Origin of the sequence: Actinoplanes sp. CA-015351 (genome assembly GCF_050955685.1) — a bacterium.
Classification (GTDB): domain Bacteria; phylum Actinomycetota; class Actinomycetes; order Mycobacteriales; family Micromonosporaceae; genus Actinoplanes.
On record NZ_CP192102.1, the window covers coordinates 5354015 to 5378717 of the forward strand.

The 24703-nt window shown below is 71.0% G+C and carries 21 protein-coding genes; 14 read left to right on the top strand and 7 right to left on the bottom strand.

What is annotated here, in order from left to right:
- Positions 1 to 14: 14 nt before the first annotated feature.
- On the bottom strand, positions 15 to 770 hold the full coding sequence (locus ACQP2E_RS24560) for a hypothetical protein (RefSeq protein WP_433825292.1): 756 nt from the start codon (positions 768 to 770) through the stop codon (positions 15 to 17).
- A 119-nt stretch (positions 771 to 889) separates the two neighbouring features.
- A complete protein-coding gene (locus ACQP2E_RS24565) occupies positions 890 to 2041 on the bottom strand; it encodes an EAL and HDOD domain-containing protein (protein WP_433825293.1) in 1152 nt (383 codons plus the stop codon).
- Between the two features lie 210 nt (positions 2042 to 2251).
- Between ACQP2E_RS24565 and ACQP2E_RS24570 the strand changes: the two genes are divergently transcribed.
- The 11 genes from ACQP2E_RS24570 (at position 2252) to ACQP2E_RS24620 (ending at position 17528) form a co-directional block, all read left to right on the top strand.
- Positions 2252 to 3799, top strand: coding sequence for a long-chain-fatty-acid--CoA ligase (locus ACQP2E_RS24570; protein WP_433825294.1), 1548 nt, complete (start codon positions 2252 to 2254; stop codon positions 3797 to 3799).
- A gap of 84 nt (positions 3800 to 3883) precedes the next feature.
- Complete coding sequence (locus ACQP2E_RS24575) at positions 3884 to 5176, top strand: hypothetical protein (RefSeq protein WP_433825295.1); 1293 nt, start codon at positions 3884 to 3886, stop codon at positions 5174 to 5176.
- The gene (locus ACQP2E_RS24580; RefSeq protein ID WP_433825296.1) at positions 5176 to 6111 is read left to right on the top strand and encodes a glutamate ABC transporter substrate-binding protein; all 936 of its coding nucleotides are present in this window, start codon (positions 5176 to 5178) and stop codon (positions 6109 to 6111) included. The genes ACQP2E_RS24575 and ACQP2E_RS24580 overlap by 1 nt, the downstream gene beginning before the upstream one ends.
- On the top strand, positions 6108 to 7277 hold the full coding sequence (locus ACQP2E_RS24585) for a hypothetical protein (protein ID WP_433825297.1): 1170 nt from the start codon (positions 6108 to 6110) through the stop codon (positions 7275 to 7277). Before ACQP2E_RS24580 ends, ACQP2E_RS24585 begins: the two co-directional genes overlap by 4 nt.
- Positions 7274 to 9505 (top strand): tetratricopeptide repeat protein, encoded by a 2232-nt coding sequence (locus ACQP2E_RS24590; protein WP_433825298.1) that lies wholly within the window; start codon positions 7274 to 7276, stop codon positions 9503 to 9505. The genes ACQP2E_RS24585 and ACQP2E_RS24590 overlap by 4 nt, the downstream gene beginning before the upstream one ends.
- Before the next feature lie 11 nt (positions 9506 to 9516).
- Positions 9517 to 11016, top strand: a complete 1500-nt coding sequence (locus ACQP2E_RS24595) for a PP2C family protein-serine/threonine phosphatase (protein ID WP_433825299.1) — start codon at positions 9517 to 9519, stop codon at positions 11014 to 11016.
- Positions 11017 to 11026: 10 nt separating this feature from the next.
- On the top strand, positions 11027 to 12292 hold the full coding sequence (locus tag ACQP2E_RS24600; RefSeq protein ID WP_433825300.1) for a VWA domain-containing protein: 1266 nt from the start codon (positions 11027 to 11029) through the stop codon (positions 12290 to 12292).
- Positions 12289 to 12909 (top strand): FHA domain-containing protein, encoded by a 621-nt coding sequence (locus tag ACQP2E_RS24605; RefSeq protein WP_433825301.1) that lies wholly within the window; start codon positions 12289 to 12291, stop codon positions 12907 to 12909. The genes ACQP2E_RS24600 and ACQP2E_RS24605 overlap by 4 nt, the downstream gene beginning before the upstream one ends.
- Before the next feature lie 22 nt (positions 12910 to 12931).
- Positions 12932 to 15166: a tetratricopeptide repeat protein gene (locus ACQP2E_RS24610; RefSeq protein ID WP_433825302.1), complete on the top strand. Its 2235-nt coding sequence runs from the start codon at positions 12932 to 12934 to the stop codon at positions 15164 to 15166.
- A 90-nt stretch (positions 15167 to 15256) separates the two neighbouring features.
- Positions 15257 to 16090 carry an alpha/beta fold hydrolase gene (locus tag ACQP2E_RS24615; protein WP_433825303.1) on the top strand — a complete coding sequence of 278 codons (834 nt, stop codon included), beginning with the start codon at positions 15257 to 15259 and terminating at the stop codon, positions 16088 to 16090.
- Positions 16091 to 16373: 283 nt separating this feature from the next.
- Positions 16374 to 17528, top strand: a complete 1155-nt coding sequence (locus tag ACQP2E_RS24620) for an MFS transporter (RefSeq protein ID WP_433834032.1) — start codon at positions 16374 to 16376, stop codon at positions 17526 to 17528.
- 311 nt (positions 17529 to 17839) lie between these two features.
- Here ACQP2E_RS24620 and ACQP2E_RS24625 read toward each other — a convergent pair whose 3' ends face one another.
- The 3 genes from ACQP2E_RS24625 to ACQP2E_RS24635 are packed head-to-tail and all read right to left on the bottom strand — an operon-like array spanning position 17840 to position 20561.
- Positions 17840 to 18472 (bottom strand): hypothetical protein, encoded by a 633-nt coding sequence (locus ACQP2E_RS24625; RefSeq protein WP_433825304.1) that lies wholly within the window; start codon positions 18470 to 18472, stop codon positions 17840 to 17842.
- On the bottom strand, positions 18469 to 19731 hold the full coding sequence (locus ACQP2E_RS24630; protein ID WP_433825305.1) for a DUF3500 domain-containing protein: 1263 nt from the start codon (positions 19729 to 19731) through the stop codon (positions 18469 to 18471). The genes ACQP2E_RS24625 and ACQP2E_RS24630 overlap by 4 nt, the downstream gene beginning before the upstream one ends.
- Before the next feature lie 20 nt (positions 19732 to 19751).
- Complete coding sequence (locus tag ACQP2E_RS24635; protein ID WP_433825306.1) at positions 19752 to 20561, bottom strand: inositol monophosphatase family protein; 810 nt, start codon at positions 20559 to 20561, stop codon at positions 19752 to 19754.
- A 112-nt stretch (positions 20562 to 20673) separates the two neighbouring features.
- Here ACQP2E_RS24635 and ACQP2E_RS24640 point away from each other — a divergent pair, with 112 nt between their 5' ends.
- Genes ACQP2E_RS24640 through ACQP2E_RS24650 form a run of 3 tightly spaced genes read left to right on the top strand, consistent with a single transcriptional unit; the run spans position 20674 to position 23522 of the window.
- The gene (locus ACQP2E_RS24640) at positions 20674 to 21342 is read left to right on the top strand and encodes a TetR/AcrR family transcriptional regulator (RefSeq protein ID WP_433825307.1); all 669 of its coding nucleotides are present in this window, start codon (positions 20674 to 20676) and stop codon (positions 21340 to 21342) included.
- On the top strand, positions 21342 to 23132 hold the full coding sequence (locus ACQP2E_RS24645) for an AMP-dependent synthetase/ligase (protein ID WP_433825308.1): 1791 nt from the start codon (positions 21342 to 21344) through the stop codon (positions 23130 to 23132). Before ACQP2E_RS24640 ends, ACQP2E_RS24645 begins: the two co-directional genes overlap by 1 nt.
- A 9-nt stretch (positions 23133 to 23141) precedes the next feature.
- Positions 23142 to 23522 carry a VOC family protein gene (locus tag ACQP2E_RS24650; protein ID WP_433825309.1) on the top strand — a complete coding sequence of 127 codons (381 nt, stop codon included), beginning with the start codon at positions 23142 to 23144 and terminating at the stop codon, positions 23520 to 23522.
- On the opposite strand, the gene ACQP2E_RS24655 is transcribed toward ACQP2E_RS24650, so the two are convergent.
- On the bottom strand, positions 23519 to 23860 hold the full coding sequence (locus ACQP2E_RS24655) for an STAS domain-containing protein (RefSeq protein ID WP_433825310.1): 342 nt from the start codon (positions 23858 to 23860) through the stop codon (positions 23519 to 23521). The two genes, ACQP2E_RS24650 and ACQP2E_RS24655, sit on opposite strands and share 4 nt — an antisense overlap.
- A complete protein-coding gene (locus tag ACQP2E_RS24660) occupies positions 23857 to 24687 on the bottom strand; it encodes an ATP-binding protein (RefSeq protein WP_433825311.1) in 831 nt (276 codons plus the stop codon). Before ACQP2E_RS24660 ends, ACQP2E_RS24655 begins: the two co-directional genes overlap by 4 nt.
- Positions 24688 to 24703 lie beyond the last annotated feature (16 nt).

Here is a 24703-nt window from a genome sequence, read left to right on the forward strand (position 1 = left end):
GGCGGCCTGAGTGGTCAGCCCGCTACCGCGATCACGATCGACGCCAGCAGACCGGACGCCAGGTGGAAACGATCCCGCGGCACCACGTGCAGGGTGCTGGCGTGCTCGTCGTCGACGGCCCGGGTGGTGCGGATGTTCCGGTACGGCTGCATCTGCGCCACCTGGGCGGCAAGCGATTCCGGGAGGTAGAGCCGGCCCGAGTGGGCAACCGACCGGCCACCGGCCAGGTATCCGCCGACGTGCACCTCGGCGGCGATGTGCACCGGCTCGTCCGGCAGCCATCCGGGATGAACGGTGCGGAACTCCGCGTACCCCTGGTGGTCGGTCATCTGCGCGCCGCGGACCTGGGTACGCCCCAGCGCGTCACAGTGCCGGATGTCGAGAACCGCACCGACCACCGGGTCTCCCGACTCGTCGTCGAGGACCCGGATCCGCAGCATGAGCGGCACGCCGGGGTGGTCACCGGCGATGTCCCGGCGGACCAGCTCCAGCGGGAGATGATGGGCGCGGCCCTCCAGGTCCGGGGTGAGCAGCAGGGCGGTCCTGGGGTTCACCGCGCGAGTCGCCGGGCCCGCCATCCAGGCGGTCCCGGGTACGGAACGCTGCGGCAGCGCCGCGCCACCGCTCCCCGGGATGACCGGAGCCGGGGCCGGCCCGAGAGCCGGCCCCAGGAGCACCGGCGGCTCCTCGGCTCGGCGCGCACCCGGCAGAGCCGCCAGATTCTCACCCCGGCTGATGACCGGCGTCCCGCCGTTCTCATCGCTACGCACTTCCGCCACTCCCCCCGCACCCGATCACCTGGACCACAGTTGATCTTCGCAGGCGGGATTACGGAAAAGAGCTGTTTTGAGATATTTGTTCTTGGTGTCCTCTGCTGTCGGGAGCGGGGTCAGGGTGCCGTTGTCGCCGGGGTGAAGCGCTGCGCCGCCGACAGCGTCCGGGTCGACCAGCGCATCGCGTCCAGGAACGGCCCGGCCAGGTCGTCAGTGCCCCAGGCACCCTCCCCGTACGCGCGAACCGCCCGCAGCACCTCGCCCAGCCGGCCGCTGCCGGTGGTCAGCGCGTCCGACACCTCGGCGGTGAGCGGCAGCTGCTCGACCATCGCGGCCGGGGTCATCGCCATCAGCTGAGCCATGCCGTTGACCAGGCCGGCCACGAACGCCTCGGCCGGGTCGGCGCCGAACCGGGGTGCCACCGTCTCGCAGAGCCGGGCCTGGGTGAGCGCCGTCAGCAGCTGCTCCTCCGAGGCCTCGCCGACGTCGTCGACGACCATCAGGGTCGCCCAGCGGCGGATGTGGGTGAGGCCGATCAACATGATCGCCTGGCGTACCGAGGAGATCCGGCTGACGACGCCGGCCGCGACCGAGTTGCTGACCCGCAGCACCCGCAGGGCCAGCGCCGGGTCGCTCGCGATGATCGTGGTGACCTTGTCCAGGCGTACGTCCGGGTGCATCAGGGCGGCGACGAGTTCCAGGCGGCGCATCCGGGACGGGGACAGGCTGGGTGTGCTCAGCACCTGGGGGCGGCTCAGGACGTATCCCTGGCGCAGTTCCATGCCGTACCGGTCGGCGATCGCCAGCTGTTCGGCGGTCTCCAGGCGTTCGGCGACGATCTGCAGGCCGGGGTGCCGCCGGATCTCGCCGACGATCCGGTCGAGGTCGCTCAGGTCGCCGTCCAGAAGGTCGAGTTTGACGTACGAGGCCAGCCCGAGCAGCCGCTCGTGGCCGGAGCCCCAGACGAAGTCGTCGAGGGCGATCCGGTACCCGGCGTCGGCGAGCGCGGTGATCCCGGCGATCACCTCGTCGTCGATCTCGACGGTTTCCAGGATCTCCAGGACCACCTGCTCGGGACCGAAGGGCAGGGGCAGCCGGCCGGTCACGAACTCACGGGTCAGGTTGATGAAGCACGGGCGGTTGCCGGCCACCTCGGCGATGCCGAACTCGGTGAAGGCGTTGACCATCACCGTGCTGGTGGCATAGGTGTCCTGCCGGCCCGACGCCACGGCGTCCATGCGACCGCGGAAGAGGAGCTCGTAAGCCACAACGACACCTTTGGCATCGAAGATCGGCTGACGTCCCACATGCACGGCGTCCAACGTCGGGATTCCCACGTCGAGGCCATCGGCAGTAACAGACGACAGTTGAGAAACAGCCGGAAGGAAACAAAGTCGAAACGGAGGGTTCCTCGGACCGCGGTCCTCATGTTCGGATGAGACGGCCGTCACAAGCACCCTGAAGTAAAGGAACCACGGATGCTCAACCTCTCCGTACTGCTGGAGGACAGCGCCCGCCACTACCCGGACCGCGCCGCCGTGGTGCTCGGTCCGGCGCGGCTGACGTACGCGCAGGTGAACGCAGCGGCCGGCCAGGTCGCCGCGATGCTCACCGCCCGGGGCATCCAACCCGGTGACAAGGTGGCGCTCTCCTGCCCCAACCTGCCGTACTTCCCGATCGTCTACTACGGGATCCTGAAGGCCGGCGCGGTTGTCGTCCCGCTGAACGTGCTGCTCAAGGGCCGCGAGATCGCGTACCACCTGAAGGACTCCGAGGCGAAGGCGTACCTCTGCTTCCAGGGCACCCCGGAGCTGCCGATGGGCGCCGAGGGCTGGGCCGGCTTCACCGAGTCCGAGGGCACCGAGCACTTCTTCCTGATCACCGCCGACCCGGCGGCCGCGTCGACGGTCGAGGGCGCCGAGACGCTCGGGCAGGCTCTGGCCGGGCAGCCACCGGCGTTCGAGACGGTCCAGCGCGCCGAGACCGACGCCGCCGTGATCCTCTACACCAGCGGTACGACCGGGCAGGCCAAGGGTGCGGAACTCTCCCACGCGAACCTGGTGCTGAACGCGCTCACCTGCAACCGCCTCTTCGGCACCCAGCCGGCCACCGACACGCACCTGCTGGTGCTGCCGCTGTTCCACTCGTTCGGCAGCACGGTGAACATGAACGCCGGCTTCGCCACGGCCGCCACTCTGGTGCTGCTGCCCCGCTTCGAGCCGAACGCCGCGGTCCAGCTGCTGCAGAGCGAGAACGTCACCTTCTTCGCCGGCGTCCCGACCATGTACTGGGGCCTGCTCAACGCCCTCGGCGACAACGTCGACGTCGAGCGGATCGCACGGAACATGAGGGTCGCGGTCTCCGGCGGCTCCAGCCTCCCGGTCGAGATCATCAAGGAGGTCAGGGAACGCCTCGGCGTCACCATCCTGGAGGGTTACGGCCTGTCCGAGACGTCGCCGGTCGCCACGTTCAGCGACCCGAACGCGGAGCCCCGCCCCGGCTCGATCGGCATCCCGATCTGGGGTGTCGAGGTGAAACTGATCGACGGCGAGTGGAACACGATCGACGGCGTCGACGAGATCGGCGAGGTCGCGATCCGCGGCCACAACATCATGCGCGGCTACTACAACCGCCCCGAGGCGACCGCCGAGGTGATGAACAACGGCTGGTTCCGTACCGGCGACCTGGCCCGCCGCGACAAGGATGGCTTCTACTACATCGTCGATCGCGCCAAGGACATGATCATCCGGGGTGGCTTCAACGTGTACCCCCGGGAGATCGAAGAGGTTCTGCTCACCCACGAGGCGGTCTCGCTGGCCGCGGTGATCGGGGTGCCGCACCCCAGCCACGGCGAGGAGGTCAAGGCGTTCGTGATCCTCAAGCCGGGCGCGGCCGCCACCGAGGACGAGATCGTCGCCTGGAGCAAGGATCAGATGGCGAGCTACAAGTACCCGCGCGTGGTGAGCATCGTCGAGTCGCTGCCGATGACCGCCACCGGGAAGCTGCTCAAGCGCGAGCTCAAGTAACGACAAAACACCTCAACACCCGCGCAACCGTTGATCGGTTGCGCGGGTGTCTCACAGTGGAGGGTGGACGACACGGAGGCCCGCTTGACCACACTCTTGGCGCAACGCCCTGCTCCTGGGAGCCGGGGCGCGCTGCGCCGGGCCGGCCAGCTGCGGCACACCTCTCCCGGCCGGCTGCAGCTGCTGCTCGTCCTGCTCCTGGTCCTCGGCGCGCTGACCGGCCTGGTCGCCGGGCTGACCGCCACCTCAGCCGCGGCCGGCACCGCTGACCTGCGCGATCGGGCGCAGCCGCTGCTCGCCGAGGCGGAGACGATCTACTCCTCGCTGGCCGAGGCGGACACCATCGCCGCGCAGGCGTTCCTCGCCGGCGGCCTGGAGCCGGCCGCCCTCACCGCACGGTACGAAGAACGGCTGGCCCGGGTCAGCACGGCCCTCACCTCGGCGTCACGGCGTACCCCGGAGGGCAGTGAGGCGGCAGAGGCGGTGCACGCCCTCGCGGCCGGGACCACCCGCTACGCCGCGCTGGTCGCCACCGCCCGCGCCGCCAACCGGCAGGGACTGCCGGTCGGCGCGTCCTACCTCGCCACCGCCTCCGAGCTCAATCAGCAGACGCTGCAGCCGACAGCGCAGTCGCTGTTCCAGTTCGCCTCCCGCGAGGTCGACGCGGGTTACGAGGTCGCCCGCAGCTCCTGGTGGCTGATCCTGCTCCTGGTCCTGGTGGTCGCCCTGACCGGTGCGCTCGTGGCCACCCAGGTCTATCTGAGCCGCACCACCCGGCGCACCTTCAACCTGCCGCTCGTCGCCGCGACCGGCCTGACCGTGCTGCTGGTGGCCGCGACCGGCGTGCTGTTCGCGTTGCAGCGCGACCATCTGCGCAGCGCCGGCGAGGACGGTTCGGTGCCGGTGACCACGCTCGCCGAGCGGCGCATCCTCGCGCTGCGGGAGCGGGCCTCGGAGGCTCTGACACTCGCGGCCCGGGCCGGTGACGGCCCGCACGAGGACGACTTCACCGCGGCGCAGGCCCGGCTCACGTTCGACGAGCCGGAGTTGCTCAAGGAAGCGGGGCTGATGCGGCAGGCCCGTGCCCAGCACGACGCCTACCTGGCGCTGCACGAGCAGGTCCGTGAGCTGGACGACAACGGTGACTACGACGCGGCAGTGAAACTCGCGGTCGGTCAGGAGTCCACCGACGCGTTCGCGGCGCTCACCGGCACCCTGGACGAGGCTCTGGACAAGCGTCGCGCGGTCTTCGACGACGAGATCCATCAGGCCGGGCGGGGTCTCGGCGCGCTGACCGTGCTCGCGCCGCTGCTGGTGCTCGTGGCGTGTGTGCTGGCCGCGCTCGGGCTGCGCGCGCGTCTGGAGGAGTACCGCTGATGCGTACCAGGATCGCTGTCGGAGCAATGGCGCTGGTCCTGCTCCTGGCCGGGTGCACGGACGATGTGCCTCCCCAGGCCGCGCCGGTGCCGGTGGAGACCACGGAGGAGGTGAAAGCCCCGGAAAAGGTCAACTGCGACGCCCGCGCCAGCTTCCGGCCGGCCGGCGCCACCCCCGCGCCGGGGAAGATGCCGGCCAAGAGCTACATGGAGACCATCCAGAAACGGGGCCGGCTCGTCCTCGGCACCAGCCAGGACAGCCCATTGTTCAGCTCGCGCGACCCGTTCACCGGGCGGGTGGAGGGCTTCGACATCGACATGGGCAAGCTCATCGCGAAGGCCATCTTCGGCGACGAGACCAAGCTGCAGATCCGGGTGATCCCGCATGCCGACCGCACCACGATCTTCAACGACGGCACCGACACGGTCGACCTGGTGATCAACACGATGACCGCGAACTGCGCCCGCTGGCAGCAGGTCGACTTCTCCACCACGTACCTGGTGACCGGGCAGAAGCTGCTGGTCGCCAAGGACTCCTCGGTGGACAGCCTGGACGACCTCAAGGATCAGAAGGTCTGCGCCGCGATCGGCTCGACGTCGCTGGCCAACCTGCAGAAAGCCGGCACCGCCGCGACGGCACGCAACGGCTGGGGCGAGTGCCTCGTCGCGTTCCAGCAGAACGAGGTCGTGGCGATCTCGACCGACGACACGATCCTGGCCGGTCTTGCCGCCCAGGACCCGTTCGCCAAGGTCGTCGGCCCGCGGTTCACCGAGGAACCGTACGCTGTCGCCATCTCGAAACAGCACCCCGACTTCACCCGGTTCGTCAACGCGGTCCTCGATCAGAGCCGCCGGGACGGCACCTGGAAGGCCACCTACGACAAATGGCTGGGCACGCTCGGCCCGGCCCAGCCACCGGCGGCGCGATACCGATGATCGATCCCGCACTGACCCGCGCCGACATCGAACTCGAGCGACTGGAGAGCGCCGTCGCGGCGATGGCAGCGAACCTGGTCGAGCTCGACGAGAACCCGGACCGCAAGGAACTCGGCGCCACCCGGCTGACCGGGCAGACCGCGATCGCCTGGGCGGACGCCGAGGACGCCCTCGCCCAGCTCTGGCAGGGTCATCGGCGTCTCGGTGAGCTGATCGCCGAGGCCCGGGCCTTGCGCGGAGCCCGCCGGGTCGACGCCGCCGCGTTCACCCGCCTGGTCCTCGGCGGCTCGATCACGCTCTCCACCAGCACGGTTCCGCTCGCGCAGCGCGGTCTCACCGGCGCCGGCCAGGTCAGCACGGTCTGCTCCCCCGGCGATCTGCTCGCCGCCATGGAGGCCGCGTTCGGCACCGCCGTCGACGTCGTCTCCCGGGCCGGTGACCGGTGGCGGCGGCTGCTGCCCGGCGCCGCCGACGCCGCAGCCGCGCTGGCACACGCCCGGGCGCTCGGTTCCGGTCCGCTGCTCGACGACGCGGACCGCCTGCTCGGCGCGTTCACCGGCACGCTCGCCTCCGATCCGCTCAGTGCCGACCCGTCGATCCTGGCCCGGGTGCGTGACCTGATCACCCGGGCCGACGCGGAACGGACCTCCGCGACCGAGCTGCGCGCCTGGTTGGAACAGCGGTTGCGCGACGCGCGAACGCTCACGGCCGAGATCGGCACGGCCCAGCGGGCCGCGGACGCTGCGCGGCAACTCGCGGCCGGGCGTTTCCCCGGGCCCGCCATCGCTTCGGTACGCGTGACCGACCCGAAAACCGAACTCGCGGCGATCGAGGCGCTGGCCGCCGCCGGACAGTGGGCGTTGATCGCGCCTCGTCTCGCCCGGTGGAACCGGCAGGCGAACGAGCGGCTGGCCGCGTTACGGGCGGCTGCCGCGCACAACACCGCTCTCCTCGCCGAGCGTGCTGAGCTGCGTGGGCGGCTCGACGCGTACCGGGCGAAAGCGCTGCGGCGCGGTCTCGGCGAGGACGCCGTGCTGACGCCGCTGGCCGAGGCGGCGCGGGCCGCGCTCTACGAGGCGCCGTGCGACCTGAGCACGGCGCGGGCGGCGGTCGGCGCGTACCAGGAGGCTCTGTCGACCACGATCGCTGCGAGGGATGCCCGGTGACCAGATGCCAGCGGAATTGTCCCGGCACGCTTGAGGACGGGTACTGCGACACCTGCGGCATGGCCCCGGCCGTTTCCGCTGTCTCCGGGCCGGCGGTTACCGGGCCGGCGGTTACCGGGCCCGTGGCGTCCGCGCCTGCGCTGTCCGCGCCGACCATGCCGCGGCCCCGGGTGAACGGGTCCTCCTCGATCCGGTCGTCGGCTCTGTCGACCCGGACCGGCGCCAGCGCGCGCAGCGGCTCGCGCGGCCAGACGCGGCGGCGGTTCGGCGGCGGGCTCGTCGAGATCGCGCCGATCGTCCAGGCCGACCCGGCCACCGCCGTGATGAGTGCCGGCGAGGTGCCGGAGTCGAAACGGTACTGCGCGAAGTGCGGCGCCCAGGTCGGGCGCAGCCGCGGTGACCGGCCCGGCCGCACCTCCGGGTTCTGCGCCAACTGCGGCGAGTCGTTCAACTTCACCCCGAAACTGTCCAAGGGCGACCTGGTCGCCGGGCAGTACGAGGTGGCCGGCCCGCTCGCGCACGGCGGCCTCGGCTGGATCTACCTGGCCGTCGACAAGAACGTCTCGGACCGGTGGGTGGTGCTCAAGGGCCTGCTCAACTCCGGCGACGAGGACGCCCTGGCCGCCGCGGTCGCCGAACGCCGGTTCCTGGCCGAGGTCGAGCACCCGAACATCGTCAAGATCTACAACTTCGTGGAGCACGACGGCGCCGGGTACATCGTGATGGAGTACGTCGGCGGCAAGTCCCTCAAGGACCTGCTCAAGGCCGCCTCCACGCCACTGCCGGTGGACCAGGCGCTGGCGTACGTCCTGGAGATCATGCCGGCGTTCGGGTACCTGCACGACCGGGGCCTGATCTTCTGCGACTTCAAGCCGGACAACGTGATCCAGTCCGGCGACCAGATGCGGCTCATCGACCTGGGCGGCGTCGTGCACATCGACGACCACGAGTCGGCGCTGTACGGCACGATCGGTTATCAGGCGCCGGAGATGGCGACGGCCGGGCCGTCGATCGCATCCGACCTGTACACGATCGGCCGGACCCTCGCGGTGCTCACCACCGACTTCCGGGGTTATCAGAGCACGTTCAAGGAGAGCCTGCCGGACCGGCAGTCGTTCGACGTGTACGTGCGGCACGAAGCGTTCTACCGGCTCATCGACCGGGCCACCAGCGCGGATCCGGCGGACCGGTTCGTCGACGCGGCCGAGATGACCGACCAGATGCTCGGGGTGCTGCGGCAGGTGCTCGCGGCCGGTGGGGAGGCTCGGCCTGCCCCGTCGAAACTGTTCACCGGCGAGCTGCGGACGGACCCGCATTCGGACGGCGTGCGGTGGCAGGACCTGCCCACGCCGATGATCGACCTCGGGGACCCGGCGGCGGCGTTCCTGGCCTCGGTCACCGTGACCGACCCCGCCGAGGTGCTCACGCTGCTCGGCAAGGCCCCGCACTACACCCTTGAGGTGCGGTTGCGGGAACTGCGGGCGCACATCGACCTCGGCGCGCGTACCGGGCGGTTCGACGAGGCGGCCACGTTCCGTACGCTGCTCGCCGAGTCGGCCGGCGCGGACTGGCGGGTGGCCTGGTTCGACGGGCTGCTCGCGCTCGCCACCGGTGATCACCGGCGGGCCCGGGACCGGTTCGACGCGGTCTGGTCGGTGCTGCCCGGCGAACTGGCGCCGCAGCTCGCCCTCGGGTTCACCGCCGAGCTGGCCGGTGACCGGGATGCCGCGCTGACCCATTACGACGTGGTCAGCCGGACCGATCCGGCGTACACCACGGCCGCCGCCGGTCTGGCCCGCTGCCGGCTCGCCGCCGGGGACCGGGCCGGTGCTGTCGAGGCCTACAACCGGGTGCCGGGCACGTCGTCGGCGTACTCCGGCTCGCAGGTCGGCGCGATCCGCGCGCTGGTCCGGCCGCATCCGTCGGCCCGGGTCGACGTGGACGCGCTGACCACTGCCGCCCAGCTCATCGAGCGCCTCAAGGTGGAGGCGGCGCAGCTCGCGGCACTCCGCGCGGAACTGCTCGAACAGGCTCTCGGCACGCTGACCGCCGGCGTCAAGGTTCCGGTCGCGGTGCTCGGGCGGCCCGGGAGCGGCACCGCCGGGGAGCGGGACGTACGGTTCGCGCTGGAGGCGGCGTACCGGGAGATGGCCCGAGCCGCCCATGGGCCGGAGAAGATCCGCCTGGTCGACCAGGCCAACGCGGCACGGCCCCGGACGCGGACGTGAAAGAGGCATCGATGATCGTTATGGACTGCGTCGCGTGCGCGGATGAGCGGGCGGCGGGCGCGGCCTTCTGCGAGGCCTGCGGGCGGCACCTGGATTCCGCCGGCGCCGACCTGGACACCACCGGCCCGGGCGGCCCCAGCGGCTCGGCTGGCTCCAGCGGCTCGGGCTCGGCCGCCTCCGGCTCGGGCCTGGGCGGCTCCAGCGGCTCCGGCTCCGGCTCCGGCTCCGGCTCCGGCTCCGGCTCCGGCTCCATTGTCGACGGTGCTGGGGAAGCCGGAAGTGGCGTGGAAATCGATGGTTCGGCTACTTCCGGCGGGGCCGCGGGGGAAGGCAGGCTGAGTGCGGGCGGCAGGCCGAGTGCGGACGGCGATTCTCGGCCGTCGTCCGGGCGCCGGCGGGGGTGCCCGCACTGCGGCGCCGGCCGGACGGTCGGCGCCGACGGGTACTGCGAGGAGTGCGGGATGCTGGCCGGTCGGCCCCGGGATCACATCGAAGCGGACGGCGGCGTGGTCGCCGCGGCGGTGAGTGACCGCGGGCGGCGGCACCACCGCAATGAGGACGCCATGTGGCTGGCGGTCGGTGACGCGGCCGCCGACGTGGTGGTCTGCGACGGGGTGTCGGCGTCGTTCGATCCGGACGCCGCCTCCGACATCGCGGCCCGCACGGCCGGGGAGTTGCTCGCCGCCGCCCAGCATCCACCGGCGGCGGGCGGGCTCGGGTCGGACGCCACCATCGATTTGACCGGCACGGGCGACACATCGGATTTGTCCGGCGAGGGAGGCGACTCCGGTGGGCCCGACGGTGGCCGTGGTGGCGGGGATAGCGATGCCGTTGGAGACGAGTTGGGCGGCCTCGGTTCTTCTGAGCCGGGGGGCGCGGTGGGCGTACCCGAGAAGGAAGCCGGCGGTGAGCCGCTGGAGATCTCCACCGATGAGTCTGCTGTCGCTGTTGCCGGAGTTGTGGCGGCGGCGATAGCCGGCGCTGCCGAAGCCGTGGTCTCGCTCGCGCACACGGGCGACCCGCGGAGGGCGGCGTCGAACCCGGCCTGCACGATCGTGGCGGCGGCGGTGCGCGGACCGCACGTCGGATTCGGGTGGGTGGGTGACAGCCGGATCTACTGGCTCGGCGCGGACGGGCCCGCCGAGCAGCTCACCGAAGATGATTCCTGGGCCACCCACATGGTCAAGCTGGGCGCCGACCCGATCGAGGCGATGGACGATCCGCGCGCTCATGCGATCACCGCCTGGCTCGGTGCGGATGCCGGGCCGATCATGCCGCGGGTCGGCGCGTTCACCGCGACCAGCGACGGGCTGCTGGTGTTGTGCAGCGACGGGCTGTGGAATTACCTGCCGGATCCGGCGGCCTTCGCCGAGACCGTGCGGGAGAGCATCGCCGCCGGCAGCACGCTGCTGGACGCCGCGCGGGCGCTGGTGAAGTTCGCCAACGCGGCCGGCGGCGCGGACAACATCACTGTCGCACTGGTCCCGGTTCACGCCGTCGACGAAAGCTGAGGGAGTTCGAGTGTCGTACACCGCTGAGGCGTTCCAGAACGAGTTTCTCCCCCTGGGCGCGAGCGAGGTCAACGCGATCGTCACGGTCACGTCGACCGGCGCGGCGGGTGGCGTCCGCACGGCCGGCGCCACCGAGATCATCATTGTGGACGCATCCGGATCGATGCAGGCCGAAGGCCGGATCGGTGCCGCCCGGCAGGCCGCGAAAGCCGCCGTGGAATGCATCGACGACGGTGTGCACTTCGCGATCATCGCGGGGGTGAGCACCGCACAGCAGCTCTTCCCGGAACCAGGGCGGCTCGCGGTCGCGTCGCCCGAGACCCGCGCCGCGGCGCTGCGCTCGATCGACCGGCTCCAGGCCTCCGGCGGCACCGCGATGGGCGCGTGGCTGCTGCTCGCGGCACAGCTGTTCGCCCAGCGTCCCGGCGACATCGCGCACGCCATCCTGCTCACCGACGGTGACAACGGCGAGCGGTACGGGTACCTCGAACAGGTCCTGGAGTCGATCTCCGGCCGGTTCAGCGTCGACTGCCGGGGTGTCGGCACCAACTGGAAGGTCTCCGAACTCCGCAAGATCGCTACCGCGTTGCTGGGCACCGTGGACATCGTGGCCCGGCCGATCGAGCTGACCGCCGCGTTCCAGCAGATGATGACCACCGCGATGGGCAAGACCAGCGCCGACGTGCAACTCAAGGTCTGGACACCGGTCAACACCACGGTCCGGTTCGTGAAACAGGTCGAGCCGCAGGTGACCGACCTGACCGGCAAGCGGGTCGAGGACGGTCCGCGGGCCGGCCGATACCCCCTCGGCGCCTGGGGTCAGGAGAGCCGTGACTACCACATCTGCGTGGACGTGACGCCGGGCGCGGCCGGTGACGAGATGCTCGCCGCCCGGGTCTCCGTCGTCGAAGGGGACACCGTGCACTCGCAGTCGCTGGTCAAAGCGGTGTGGACCGACGACACGGCGCTGTCCACCCGGATCAACCGGCAGGTGGCGCACTACACCGGGCAGGCCGAGCTGGCGTCGGCGATCCAGGAGGGCCTGGCCGCCCGGGAGACCGGTGACGATCACACGGCGACGCTGAAGTTCGGCCGGGCCGCGCAGCTGGCGCACGCCAGCGGGAACACGGCCACGTCGGAGCTGCTCGCCAAAGTCGTGGAGATAGAGGATCCGGCTACCGGGACGGTGCGGCTGCGGCGAAAGGTCAACGCTGAGGACGAGATGGCGTTGGACACCCGGTCGACGAAGACGGTGCGGGTGGGGCGGGCTCAGTGAGTTCCTGGGTTTGCCCGAAGGGGCATCAGTCGTCGGAGAGCGATTTTTGCGATGTCTGCGGGGCGAAGATCGGAGCGGCGGCGCCGGTCGCGGTGATCGCCGAAATTCCGGAAATATCCGAAACGTCGTGCCCGCACTGCGGCACCCCTCGCGGCGGCCGCTTCTGTGAGGACTGCGGGTACGACCACGACACCGGCCGCGCACCCCAGCTCGACAGCCTGCCCGGTGCGCCGGTCACCGGCTGGACCGGGACGGTCTTCGCGGACCGTGACTACTTCGACGCCAACGACGTCGAGGGTGTCACGTTCCCGGACGACGCCCCCCGGCTGACCGTGCCGCTCCCGCCGCCGCAGGTACGGATCGGCCGGCGCAGCTCGTCCAAGGGCATCGAACCCGACCTGGACCTCTCCGACGACCCGGGAGTGTCGCACCACCACGCGCTGCTGACCCTCACGATCGACGGCGACTGGCTGGTCTCCGACCTGGGCTCGACGAACGGGACGTACATCAACGACGAGGATGCCCCGCTCACCGCCGGACAGACCCGCACGCTCAAGGACGGCGACCAGGTGCACGTGGGCATCTGGACGACGATCACCCTGCATGCGGCCGGGTGAGATCGTTTGATTGAGTAGTGGGGTGTCCTCGTTCGGTGCAAGCCTTCGTTCCCTCCGCCGCTCCGCCGGTCTGACCATCGAGCAGCTCGCCGCGGCGTCCGGGGTGAGCGGCCGGGCGATCAGCGACATGGAGCGCGGGCACAGCCGTGCCCCGCAGGCCCGCACGCTCACCGCGCTCGCCGGCGGGCTCGGTCTCGACCCGGCGAACCTGCGGGAGCTGGAGGACGCGGCCGAGGAGCAGCGGACCCGCACCACCGCCGGGCGGCCCCGGGTCTGCGAGCTGCCCCGGGCGGTGACCGACTTCGTGGGCCGGGCCGCCGAAATGCGGGCTTTCCTGGATTTCGCGGCGGAGGGACCCGGCCCCGCCCCGGTCGTGGTGGTGCACGGGCAGGCCGGGCTCGGCAAGACCGCCTTCGCGCTGCGGCTCGCCGGCGATCTGAAGGACCGGTTCCCGGACGGGCAGTTCTACCTCGACCTGCGCGGCGTCGACGCCACCCCGATGGAGGTCGGCGAGGCCCTGGTCCGGCTGCTGCGCGCCCTGGAGGTCAGCCCGCGCCGGATCGCCGAGACCAACGAGGAACGCTCCAGCCAGCTGCGCGCCGCGCTCACCTCACGCCGCTGCCTGCTGGTGCTGGACAACGCCGCGAACGAGGCACAGGTACGCCCGCTGCTCCCCGGTGACGGCGCAAGCGTGGCCGTGGTGACCAGCCGCCGGGTGCTCGGCGGCCTGGAAGGCGTGCTCCGGCTACCCCTCGCCCCGCTGGCGCCCGCCGAATCGGCCGAGTTGCTCGGCGCGATCGCCGCGCAGGCCGTCGGACCCGAGGTCGACCAGGTCTCGCTGCTCTGCGGCCACCTCCCGCTGGCGCTGCGGATCGCCGGGACCCGGCTCGCCACCCGGCCCGGGTGGACCGTCGGGCACCTGGTCACCCGCCTCGCCGACGCCGACCGCCGGCTCGCCGCGCTGTCGGTCGGCGACGCCGGGGTGGCGGCCGCGTTCGCCCTCTCGCACGCCCAGCTCAGCGGACCGGCCCGGGCGCTGTTCCGGCGTCTCGGGCACGTGCCGGGCGTCTGCCTGTCCCCGGAGATCGCCGCGGTGGTGGCCGAGATCGGGCCGGACGAGGCCGTCGACGGCCTCGAGGAACTCGTCGAGCTGGGCCTGCTGATGCCCGAGCCGGACGGCTGGATCCGCTACCGTTTCCACGATCTGATCCGCCTCTACGCCGCGCAAAGACTCAACACCGAAGAGCCTTCCGGCGTACGCGCGGAAACCCGCAACCGCCTGATGACATGGCTGCTGGAGACCGCGATCGTGGCCGGCCGCTGGTTCGAACCCGGGTACGGCAGCCGCCCCGACGACTACGACGGCCTGGTGCCGCTCGCCACCGAGTCGGACGCCGGCGAGTGGCTGCGTTCCGAGGCGGACAACTGGCTCGGCGCGCTGCGCTGGGCGGCTGACGCCGGACGGCACCAGCTCGTCGTCGACGTGGCCGAGGCGTTGCACTGGTTCTCCGACTCGATGGTCTTCTGGGCCGGCTGGTACGAGGTCTACGGCCTGTCCCGGGCCGCCGCCGCCCAGCTGCCGGACCGCCACCAGGAGGTCACCCACCTCAACTACCTGGCCTGGGCGGCCACCCACGCGGCGCGGCGGCCGGAGGAGGGCGCCGACATCGCGATGCGGGGGTACGACCTGGCCGTCGAGATCGGCGACGTGAAGGAGCAGGCCTGGGCGCTGACCTACGCCGGCACCGCCTCCCGCTTCGCCGGGCAGCTCGATCGTGCCCTGCCGCTCTACCGGCGGGCGCAGGAACTGTCCGATCAGGTCGGTGACCATGACGCGTACATCCAGCACTTCCAGGGGATGGGTCTGCTGTTCTCCGCGATGGGACGGCAGGAGGAGGCCCTGGAGATGTTCGCCGCGACGAGCCGTGAGGTGGAGCTACGTCCCGTCTCACCCCGGCCGGCCACCAGCGCCCGAGCCGGAGCGCACACCTTCGCCGGGGAGGTCCTCGCCGACCTGGGCCGCTGGGAGGAGGCGCTGCGGGAGGCCGAACTGGCGCTGCCGCTGGTCCAGCAGACCGGCGACAACAGCCTCACCGGGCAGGTCCACCTGACGCTGGGCCGGGCCCGTTCCGCGCTGGGCTCGCCGGACGCTGCGCGTACCTCGCTGACTCTGGCGCTGGAATTGCTCGAGGAGACGCATTTCGAGAAGGGCATCGCGCTCGCCCGTGCGCAATTGGCCGCGCTTACTTCTGCCTAATTTCCTGCGTGGTTTCCACTCGTCCGCGATGGTGGAATTTCCCTATCCGGTGGCGCCGGTTCGGTGCGCCGCCGAACGGAAAGGATCCACATGAGCTTCGTCACGACCTCCGACGGCACCCAGATCTTCTACAAGGACTGGGGCACCGGACGCCCGGTCGTGCTCAGCCACGGCTGGCCGCTGAACTCGGACAGCTGGGAGGCTCAGCAGCTCTTCCTGGCCGAGAACGGATACCGGGTGATCGCCCACGACCGGCGTGGCCACGGCAAGTCGACGCAGACCTGGCACGGCAACGAGATGAACACGTACGCGGCCGACCTGGCCGAGGTGATCGACCACCTGGACCTGCGTGACGCCACGCTGATCGGCTTCTCCACCGGTGGCGGCGAGATCAGCCGGTACATCGGCAACTACGGCACCGCCCGGGTCGCGCAGGCCGTGCTCGTCTCCGCGGTGCCGCCGCTGATGCTCAAGACCGACGACAACCCGGGCGGCGTTCCGATCGAGGTATTCGACGGCCTGCGTACCGGCTCGCTCGCCGACCGCTCGCAGCTGTACCGGGACCTCGCCGACGGCCCGTTCTTCGGCAACAACCGGCCCGGCGCGAACGTGGCGCGTGGACCGCGTGACTCGTTCTGGCTGCAGGGCATGGCGTCCGGGCACCGGAACGCGTACGAGTCGATCGCCGCGTTCTCGGCCACCGACTTCCGGGGCGACCTCGCCAAGTTCGACGTGCCGACGCTTGTCATCCACGGTGACGACGACCAGGTCGTGCCGTTCGAGGTCGGCGGCAAGGCGTCCGCGGCGCTGGTCAAGGGCGCCGAGCTGAAGGTCTACGCCGGTGGGCCGCACGGCATCACCGACACCCACAAGGACCAGCTCAACAACGATCTGCTGGCATTCCTGAACAGCTACAACGCTTGATATTGTGGGGCCCCGGGTCGTCTCTCCCGGGGCCTCTGCCGTTCGTCGTCAGGAGTGGACATGCGCCTCAGCCCGGTCACGGTCACCGCTTCGCGCTCGATGGGGCTCGCCGCCCGCTGACCCGCCACGCGGCTGTAGCTCCTCGTGAGTGGAGCGGTTCTCGACGACCGTTTCCCTCCTGGCTCGAGGAGCTGTTTTGCGTACCCTCCTCCCGCGCCTCGGCGCGGGCTTCAACCGTCTCTGGACCGCCTCGGCGGTCTCCAATCTCGGCGACGGCCTCACCATGGTGGCCGGCCCGCTGCTGCTCGCCTCGGTCACCGGCAACCCGATCCTGATCGCCGGCGGCGTCTTCGCCCAGCAGCTGCCCTGGCTGCTGTTCTCGCTGCTCAGCGGCGCTTTCGCGGACCGGCTCGACCGGCGTCGCCTGATCGTCGCGGCCAATCTGGGCCGGGCCGCAGCGCTGGCCGTCCTGACCGTCGCGGTCGGCTTCGGGTTCGCTTCAGTCGTCCTGATCTATCTGGTGCTGTTCGTTCTCGGCACCGGCGAGACCCTGGTCGACACAGCCGCCGGCGCGATGCTGCCCCAGCTGGTCGCGCCGGAGGATCTGCCGCGCGCGAACGCCCGGCTCAGCGCCACGTTCACGGTCGCCAACCAGTTCGCGGCGAAGCCTCTGGGCGCGTGGCTGTTCGGCGTGGCAGCGGCCGTGCCGTTCGGCGCCGACGCGCTGAGCTTCACGATCTCCGCCGCCCTGATCTTCTCCCTGCCCTCCCCCGGCGTCTCGCCCGCTGTCTCGCCCGCTGTCTCGCCCGCTGTCTCGTCCGCTGTGCCGCGTCGCTCCCTGCGCGAGGACATCGCGGAAGGGTTGCGCTTTCTGCATGGAGATCGCCTCTTGCGTACGCTCGCCGGCGCGATGGGTCTCGGCAACATCGCGTTCTGTGCGGCGTTCGCGGTGTTCGTGCTCTACGCCCGGCACCGGCTCGGCGTCTCCGACGTCGGCTACGGCCTGCTGCTGACCACGTTCGCGATCGGCGGCCTGATCGGCGCGGCGCTGGCATCCCGGGTGACGTCCCGCTTCGGCGCGGCGGCGGTCCTGCGCGCCGGCCTGGTCGTCGAGGTGACCACCCATGTGGTCCTGGCGACGACGACCCGGGTGTGGGTGGCGGGCGCGGTGCTGGTGCTGTTCGGCGTACAGACGGTGGTCTGGGGCGTGATCACGTCGTCGCTCCGCCAGCGCCTGGTCCCGAACCGGCTGCTGGGCCGGGTGGGCAGCGTCTACGCGTTGCTGGAGACCGGAGGGGCGGCCGTCGGAACCCTGATCGGGGGCTTGCTGGCACAGGCGTGGGGCCTGACAACCCCGTTCTGGCTGGCCGCGGCAGCAATGACAGCAATCCTGGCAGCCGCCTGGCACCCGATAGCCGAGGCAGGCCACCGCCCTTAGCCGCCCCGTCCCGGCCCGGCCCGGCCCGCCCCGTCCCGTCGCGTCCCGTCCGGCCCGGCCCGGCCCGGCCCGCCGGATCTTGAGCGATGTTGCACCACCGGCGGTCAAAAGTCGCTCAAGATCCGCTGGGCGCCTGCTCAACCGGCCACAAAGCGCCGGCGCCGCTCCACGGCCGCCGGCCGGCGCCGCTCCACGGCCGTCAGCCAGCCGACGTGGCCGCACGGCCGTCACCCGGCCGGCGTGGCTGCACGGCCGTCAGGCGGCCGGCGTGGCCGCACGGCCGTCACCCGGCCGGCGTCGCTGCACGGCCGTCAGGCGGCCGGCGTGCGCCTTCGCCGGAACACGAGCACCCACGACCCGCCAATCACAACGGCCGCCGCCGCCAGACCCGCCAGACCCGCCGGCCCCGTCAACCCCGCCGGCTGCGAAGCACCCGCGCGCAACCCTGCCGTCAACACCCCTGGCCCGCCGACATCCACCACCATCGGCGGCACCGTCATCGTGTGGTTGTCCATCCGGACCTCGCCGATCTCGCGCAGCCCTCCCGGGCCCCGCACCGAAACCATTACCACGTGCGTGGCCACCTGGTGCACCACAGCGTCGTACCCCAGCACGAACCGTTCCACCGGCCCACCATCCGGCGGGGTCAGCGTTGCCGAGGCGATCACCTCACGGTACGAACCGGACGACTCCGTCTCCACCGCATCGACCGACACCTGCCATGCCACGCCACCTTCCGTGACCGGCCGCAGGTGAGCGCCCAGATAGGACCGGACGTCAGCGCCGCTCGCGAGCATCAGCTCCTCAGCGGGGATCCGGATCGAAGCGGAGACCGACGACTCCCCCGCCTCCAGGACGACAGTGGAATCCGGCATCGGGTGCGCATACGCCGGCGGCGGCGCCCCGAGAAGGAGCGCCGCCGCCACGAAGAACAGAATGATCATGAGAAGGAGAACTCGCCGCCGTAGTCACGGGTGTGGTCACGGTAGACGGTGTGGTAGTGGATCTGGTCCTGGATGACAATGCCGTTCTGGCAGACGAACTCCACCCACACGCTCGGGCCGTCGATGCGTACGTAGTCGGCGTGCGCTTCCAGAGCCGTCGTGCCGGACCAGCCGATGTACGTCTTGTCCAGCTCGTCCTCGTACGTCGCGAGCAACGCGGTGGCCGTGGCGTCGTCGGCGCCCGCCACCCACGGTGCGATCGCGGCGAGAACCAGCTTCTTCTGGGCGTCGGTGAGCCCGCTGACCGCAAGTCCCTGCTTGGTCTCCGGGAACTGCCCGTCCTCCTGCGGCCCGACCAGCACGTCGGTGAAGGTCTGGCTGAGCTTCGCCTTCTTCTGCTCGGCGGCGCTGAGGCTGCCGGTCATGGCGAGCAGCGCCGTCTTCATGTCGGCGAGCGGGGCATGCGTGGTGCTGGAGTCGTCGGTCCAACTGGTCGGCTCGACCCCGACGAAGAACGGCGACGCTCCGGTGACTTTTCCGGATTTGTACGTCATGTGCACGGCCAAGTGGTGCCCGCCGAAGTTCAGCTGCCAGGTCCCGGTCACACTCGGCGCACCGAGGAAGGCCAGGTAGTAGAGGCCACTGCCGTAACCACCCATGCCACCACCACTGCTGCTGCCGCCACTAGGGCCACCCGACATGCCGCCGCCCGGGCCGCCGGACATGCCCCCGCCCGGACCACCCGACATGCCGCCACCCGGACCGCCGGACATACCCCCGCCAGGACCACCCGACATCCCACCGCCAGGACCGGATGAGGATGAGGACGAGGACCCCTGAGCATCCGCCAGATAATCATCGGCGAGCAGCAACTGCTCCACCCGCGCGTACCCCGAATCCGTCTCCGCGCCCAGCGCCGTCTTCAACACGCTCTTGGCAGCCGCCAGCTGACTCTCATCAAGATCGGAGAACGCGATACCGGGCCGGCACGTCGACCCGCACGGCAGATTGGACCACGCGACCGCGTTCTCCTCGGTGAGCTCGAGCTGCACCTCGGCCTTCTGGTCGTCGTCAAGCGTGGCGAGGAACGCCTCGGACGCCTCGACGACGCCGGCCACCGATTTCTCGTACGACTTGACGGTCGCCGACGTGCTCGCACTGGTGCTCGCCTCGTCATCGTCGTTGCCACCGCATCCGGCGGAGGAGACGAGCAGGGCCGCGGCCGTGGCCAGACCGAGCCACCTGCGGACGTGAGTCACGGAAAACTCCTAAACGACGGTTACCGCCCAGTAGAACCATTCCGGACCGTACCGCCCCCGCCGACGAATTTCAGAGCTTCGTCCCGTAGTTCCCGACTTCGAGCGAAGATCGACGCTCCCGGGCCCGGCCGCTCGTTACCGTCGAAGCCGGCGTAGACGCCACCGGCCTCCGCCACGATCAGCGACGTCGCCGCGAAATCCCAGATCTGCCCGCTGGTCTGCGCCGCCAGATCGAGATCACCGCGCGCCACGAGCAGGGGCGGATGCAGCGGCCAGGGCCGCTCATCCGCGCGAGCGATCAGCGCGGCGGCCGGCTCACGCCCCCAATCGGGTACGACCCCGAGCGTCGCCGCATCCAGCGCTGGTGATGCCCCTCCGGCCACCGAGATCCGCACCGGATCCACGATGCCCGAGTCCCGGAGGCTTCCCTCGTACGCTCCGGTCCCGAGCGCGGCCCACCAGACGCGCGACCGCGCCGGAACGACAGCGACCCCCGCGGTGATCGCGCCCTGTTCCTCGAGGGCCACGAGCACGAGCCATCGGTCGTCGCCTTCGACGAAGAGGGCCGTCCCGTCGATCGGATCGATGATCCAGCGCCGCCCGCTGTCGCTGCCGGTGGCGCCGTGCTCCTCGCCGAGGATCGCGTCGTCCGGCCGCGCCTCGCCGAGCACCGCGCGGATGGCCGTCTCGACGGCCCGATCAGCAACGGTCACGACCGACCCGTCGGCCTTGAGTTCGCGGGGCAGGTCGGCCACCGCGGCGAAGTGCTGGAGGGCGATCTCGGCTCCGGCGAGCGCCGCCGTCTGTGCGATTTTCAGATCTTCTGTCACGGTTCCCATCCTGCCGGGCCGAGATCGAGGGCTTGTCCAGTGACGCGAGAACAGCGTGGCAAAATTGAAGTAACATCGCGTACTTGAATAGGAACGAATAAGGACCCGCCCCGTGCTGGAGGAGATCACCAGCGGCGTCGTCTTCACCACGCCGCCGTCGCTGCCCCGCGGCCGGCACGTGCTGAGCCGCGACGAGGTGACCGCCGCCCAGCGCGAGCGGATGCTGATCGCCGCGACCGAGCTGCTGGCCGGCGTGGGTTACCGAGGCTTCGGGGTGCGCGAGATCTGCTCCCGCGCGGCGGTGTCCCGGGCCGCGTTCTACGCGTGCTTCGCCGACAAGGACGCCTGCGTCTACGCGGCCTACGACCGCTTCATCGCGGTCTTCCTGCGCCACCTGGCCGACAGCGGCGCCGCCGGCTCCGACTGGCCGGGCTGCGTGCGCGCCTTCGTCACGTCGTACCTCGGCACCCTGCAACGCGACCTGGTCGCGGCCCGCGCCTTCCAGGTGGAGATGGACGCCCTGGGACGCGCGGCGCGCGAGCGCCGCCGCGCCGCACTCACCGATCTGGCACGCTTCGTGCGCGACCTGCGCTCCGAGCGCTTCCCGGGTACGCACGAAGAAGTCCCGTTCAGCGCGTACCTCGGTGCGATCCACGCTCTGCGGCAGAGCGCCTCGGACGCGCTGGACGCCGGCCCGGACCCCGATCTCTCGTTGCTCGTCGACGAACTTTCCAGCTGGCTCTGCCGCATGGTGGACGTGACACACCCGAAGGAGAACTGATGGCCCAGGAGTGCGCCGCGCCGGCCGCCGAGGAAGCCCTCGTCGCCGAGCTGCGACGAGACAGTCCGTCCTCGTTCGGCGCGATGTTTCTGGACCGCGCCGCGCGTACCCCTGATGGTCCTGCGTATCGCACGCCCGGCGCCGATGGACGCTGGGTCTCGCGCACCTGGGCCATGACCGCGGAAGCGGTCACCGAGATCGCGGCCGGCCTGATCGATCTCGGACTGCGCCCGCAGGACCGGGTGGCGATCTGCTCGGCGACCCGGGTGGAGTGGATCGAGGCGGACTTCGGGGTGATGTGCGCGGGCGGCGCGACCACGACGGTTTATCCGAGTTCCTCGCCCGAGGAGGTGCTGCACATCCTCACCGATTCGGGCAGCAGGTTCGCGGTCGTGGAGAACGCCGGTCATCTCGCCAAGATTCTCGCGGACGGCTCCCCTGTCGAGCAGGCGATCCTGATCGACGGCGAGGCCGAGGGCGCTCTCTCGCTGGCGGTTCTGCGCGAGCGCGGGCGCCGGGCCCTGGACCAGGACCGCGACCTCGTCACCCGGACGACAGCAGCGATCGGACCGGACGACCTCGCCACCCTGATCTACACCTCCGGCACGACCGGGCTGCCCAAGGGCGTGCGGATCGCTCACGACGCCTGGGTCTACCAGGGCCTCGCCATCCAGGCCATGAGCATCGTGCACCCCGACGACCTGGGTTATCTCTGGCTGCCGCTCTCCCACGCGTTCGGCAAGGCGCTGCTCTCCTGCCAGCTCTCGGTGGGCTTCGAGTTCGCCGTCGACGGCGACGTCAGCAAGATCGTGCAACGGCTCACCGAGGTACGCCCGACGATCATGCCGGCCGTCCCCCGGATCTTCGAGAAGGTGTACGCCGGCGTCGCCGCGGCCATGGAACGTGAGGGTGGCCTGAAGGCTCGCCTCTACACCTGGGCCATCGGGGTCGCCAAGCGGCGCGGTGTCCTGCTGCCGATCGCCGACCGGCTGGTGCTCTCCAAGGTCCGCGACCGTTTCGGCGGCCGGATGCGTTTCTTCATCTCCGGCGCCTCCGCCCTGTCCCCGGAGATCGCCGAGTGGTTCGACGCGATCGGCCTGCCGGTGGCCGAGGGGTACGGCCTCACCGAGTCCTGCGCCACCACGATCTTCAACCGTCCGGACCGGCCCGAGTACGGCACTGTCGGCCTGCCGCTGCCGGGCACCCGGGTGCGGCTCGGCGAGGACGGCGAAATCCTGCTCAAGGGTCCCGGCATCATGCAGGGGTACCACGAGATCCCGGAGGCGACCGCGGTCACGCTTGTCGACGGCTGGCTGCACACCGGCGACATCGGCGAGATCACCGCCCGCGGCTCGCTACGGATCACCGACCGCAAGAAGGACCTGATCAAGACGTCGAACGGCAAGTACGTCGCACCGCAGGCGATCGAGGCCCGGTTCAAGGGCGTCTGCTCCCTCGCCGGCCAGGTCGTGGTGCACGGCGAGAACCGCAAGTTCATCACCGCCCTGATCGACCTGGACCCGGACGAGGCCCGCAAGTGGGCTGCCACCCACGGCCTGGCGGACGCGTCGCACGCCGAGATCGCCCGGTCGGCCGCGCTCCACGAGGAGATCTCCCGCTGCCTCGGCGAGCTGAACCCGACGCTCAACTCCTGGGAGACGATCAAGAAGTTCGTGGTCCTCGAGGAGAACCTGGACATCGAGGGCGGCGACCTGACCCCTTCTCTCAAGCTCCGTCGCAGGGTTGTAGAGAAGCGTTATCAGTCGCAATTGGACAGTATGTATACGTAGAGTCGCGGTATGCATCGCAGCCGCCTCTTCGGCATCTTCATAGACACCCCGCTCGCCGACGCCGGCGCCGCCGCCACGTTCTGGTCGGCGGCGCTCGGCTCGACCGCCAAGCCGGTACCCGGCGAGGAGGAGTTCATCGCCCTGACCGGCGCGTTCCCCGGCCTGGCCGTGGACGTGCAGGCGGTCGACGACACCCCGCGGTACCACCTCGACATCGAGACCGACGACGTCGCGGCCGAGGCGGCCCGGCTGATCGCGCTCGGCGCTGTCGTCGAGGTGGACAACGGTGGCCACCAGACGCTGCGGGCGCCGGGCGGCCACCTGTTCTGCGTGGTGCCGGTGCAGAGCGAGGGCGACCTGTTCGACCGCGAGGCCCGCAGCTGGGATTAGTGCAGGTGGAACAGGTCGGCCGCGCGGGTCGCCCGGAGCAGCCACCGCAGGTGTGGCTGCGGCGCGTGCAGGTGGCAGGTCGCCTGACGCGCCTCGGCGACCCGCCGGGCCGCGACCAGCATCCGCAGCCCGGCCGCGTCGCAGAAGTCCACCCCGGCCAGGTAGATGTGGATCGCCCGGACCGGGACACCCAGCCCGAGCAGGTCGTGGACCTGCGTGAGGTCGTAGAGCTGGGACTGCAACGCCGTCGCCGACATGGCGTCCAGGCTGCCGTGCAGCGTGATCAGCAGCCGGTCGCCGTCACGTTCCCCGGCGATGCGAGTTCCAGGAAGACTCACGTCATCTCCTCGGGACGGGCACGGACGATCGCCCACACCAGCTTGCCGCTGCGGGCCGGCAGCGCGCCCCAGGCCGACGCCGCCGCGTTCACGATCCGCAACCCGAGACCTCGATCGACCAGGGACGGCCCGAGCGGGCCGGCGACCGGGTCGCGGACCCTCGGCAGGATCAGGTCACCGTCGTACACGGCCAGGTGCAGTGCGGCCGACGGGCCCGATCCGCGCATCGACACGATCACCTCGATGTCCGAGCCGGCGTGCTCGGCCGCGTTCACCACCAGCTCGGAGATGACCAGGCGAGCCCGGTGGCAGAGGTGCTGCAGGTCCCATTCCTGGCAGGCGTCGTTCACCAGCGCGCGGGCCAGCAGCGCGGCGCCCGGATCCGGTGGCAGCGCCAGATGCATCCGGCCCGGCGTCGGATGCGGCCGGGCGAGGGCGGCGCGGGCCTGCGCCACGGTCGCGTGGAGCACCAGCCAGTCCCGGGCGCCGAGACGCCGCAGACGGCGGGCCAGCGGCGCGTTCGCCTTCAGGCAGACGGCGACCGTGACCGGTGGCCGCATGGCGGCACCCTGAGCGCAGGCCGTCAGCCAGAGCGACGCGCTGACCGCCTGCGCGTCGCGCAGCTCGTGCAGGTCCACGATCATCCCGGTCGGGTGCTCGGCGAGACACTTGTCCAGCACCATCCGTGCCTGTGTGGACAGCGCACGGTCCCAGTCGCCCCAGGCCGAGAACTCGATGACCGCCGTTTCGGAGTCGATCACGGCCAGCACGGAGTCGGCGACGGCATCATCGGACCAACCGATCAGATGCGGCGAGCCCGCCCCCATGTGCCCTTCTTCCGGC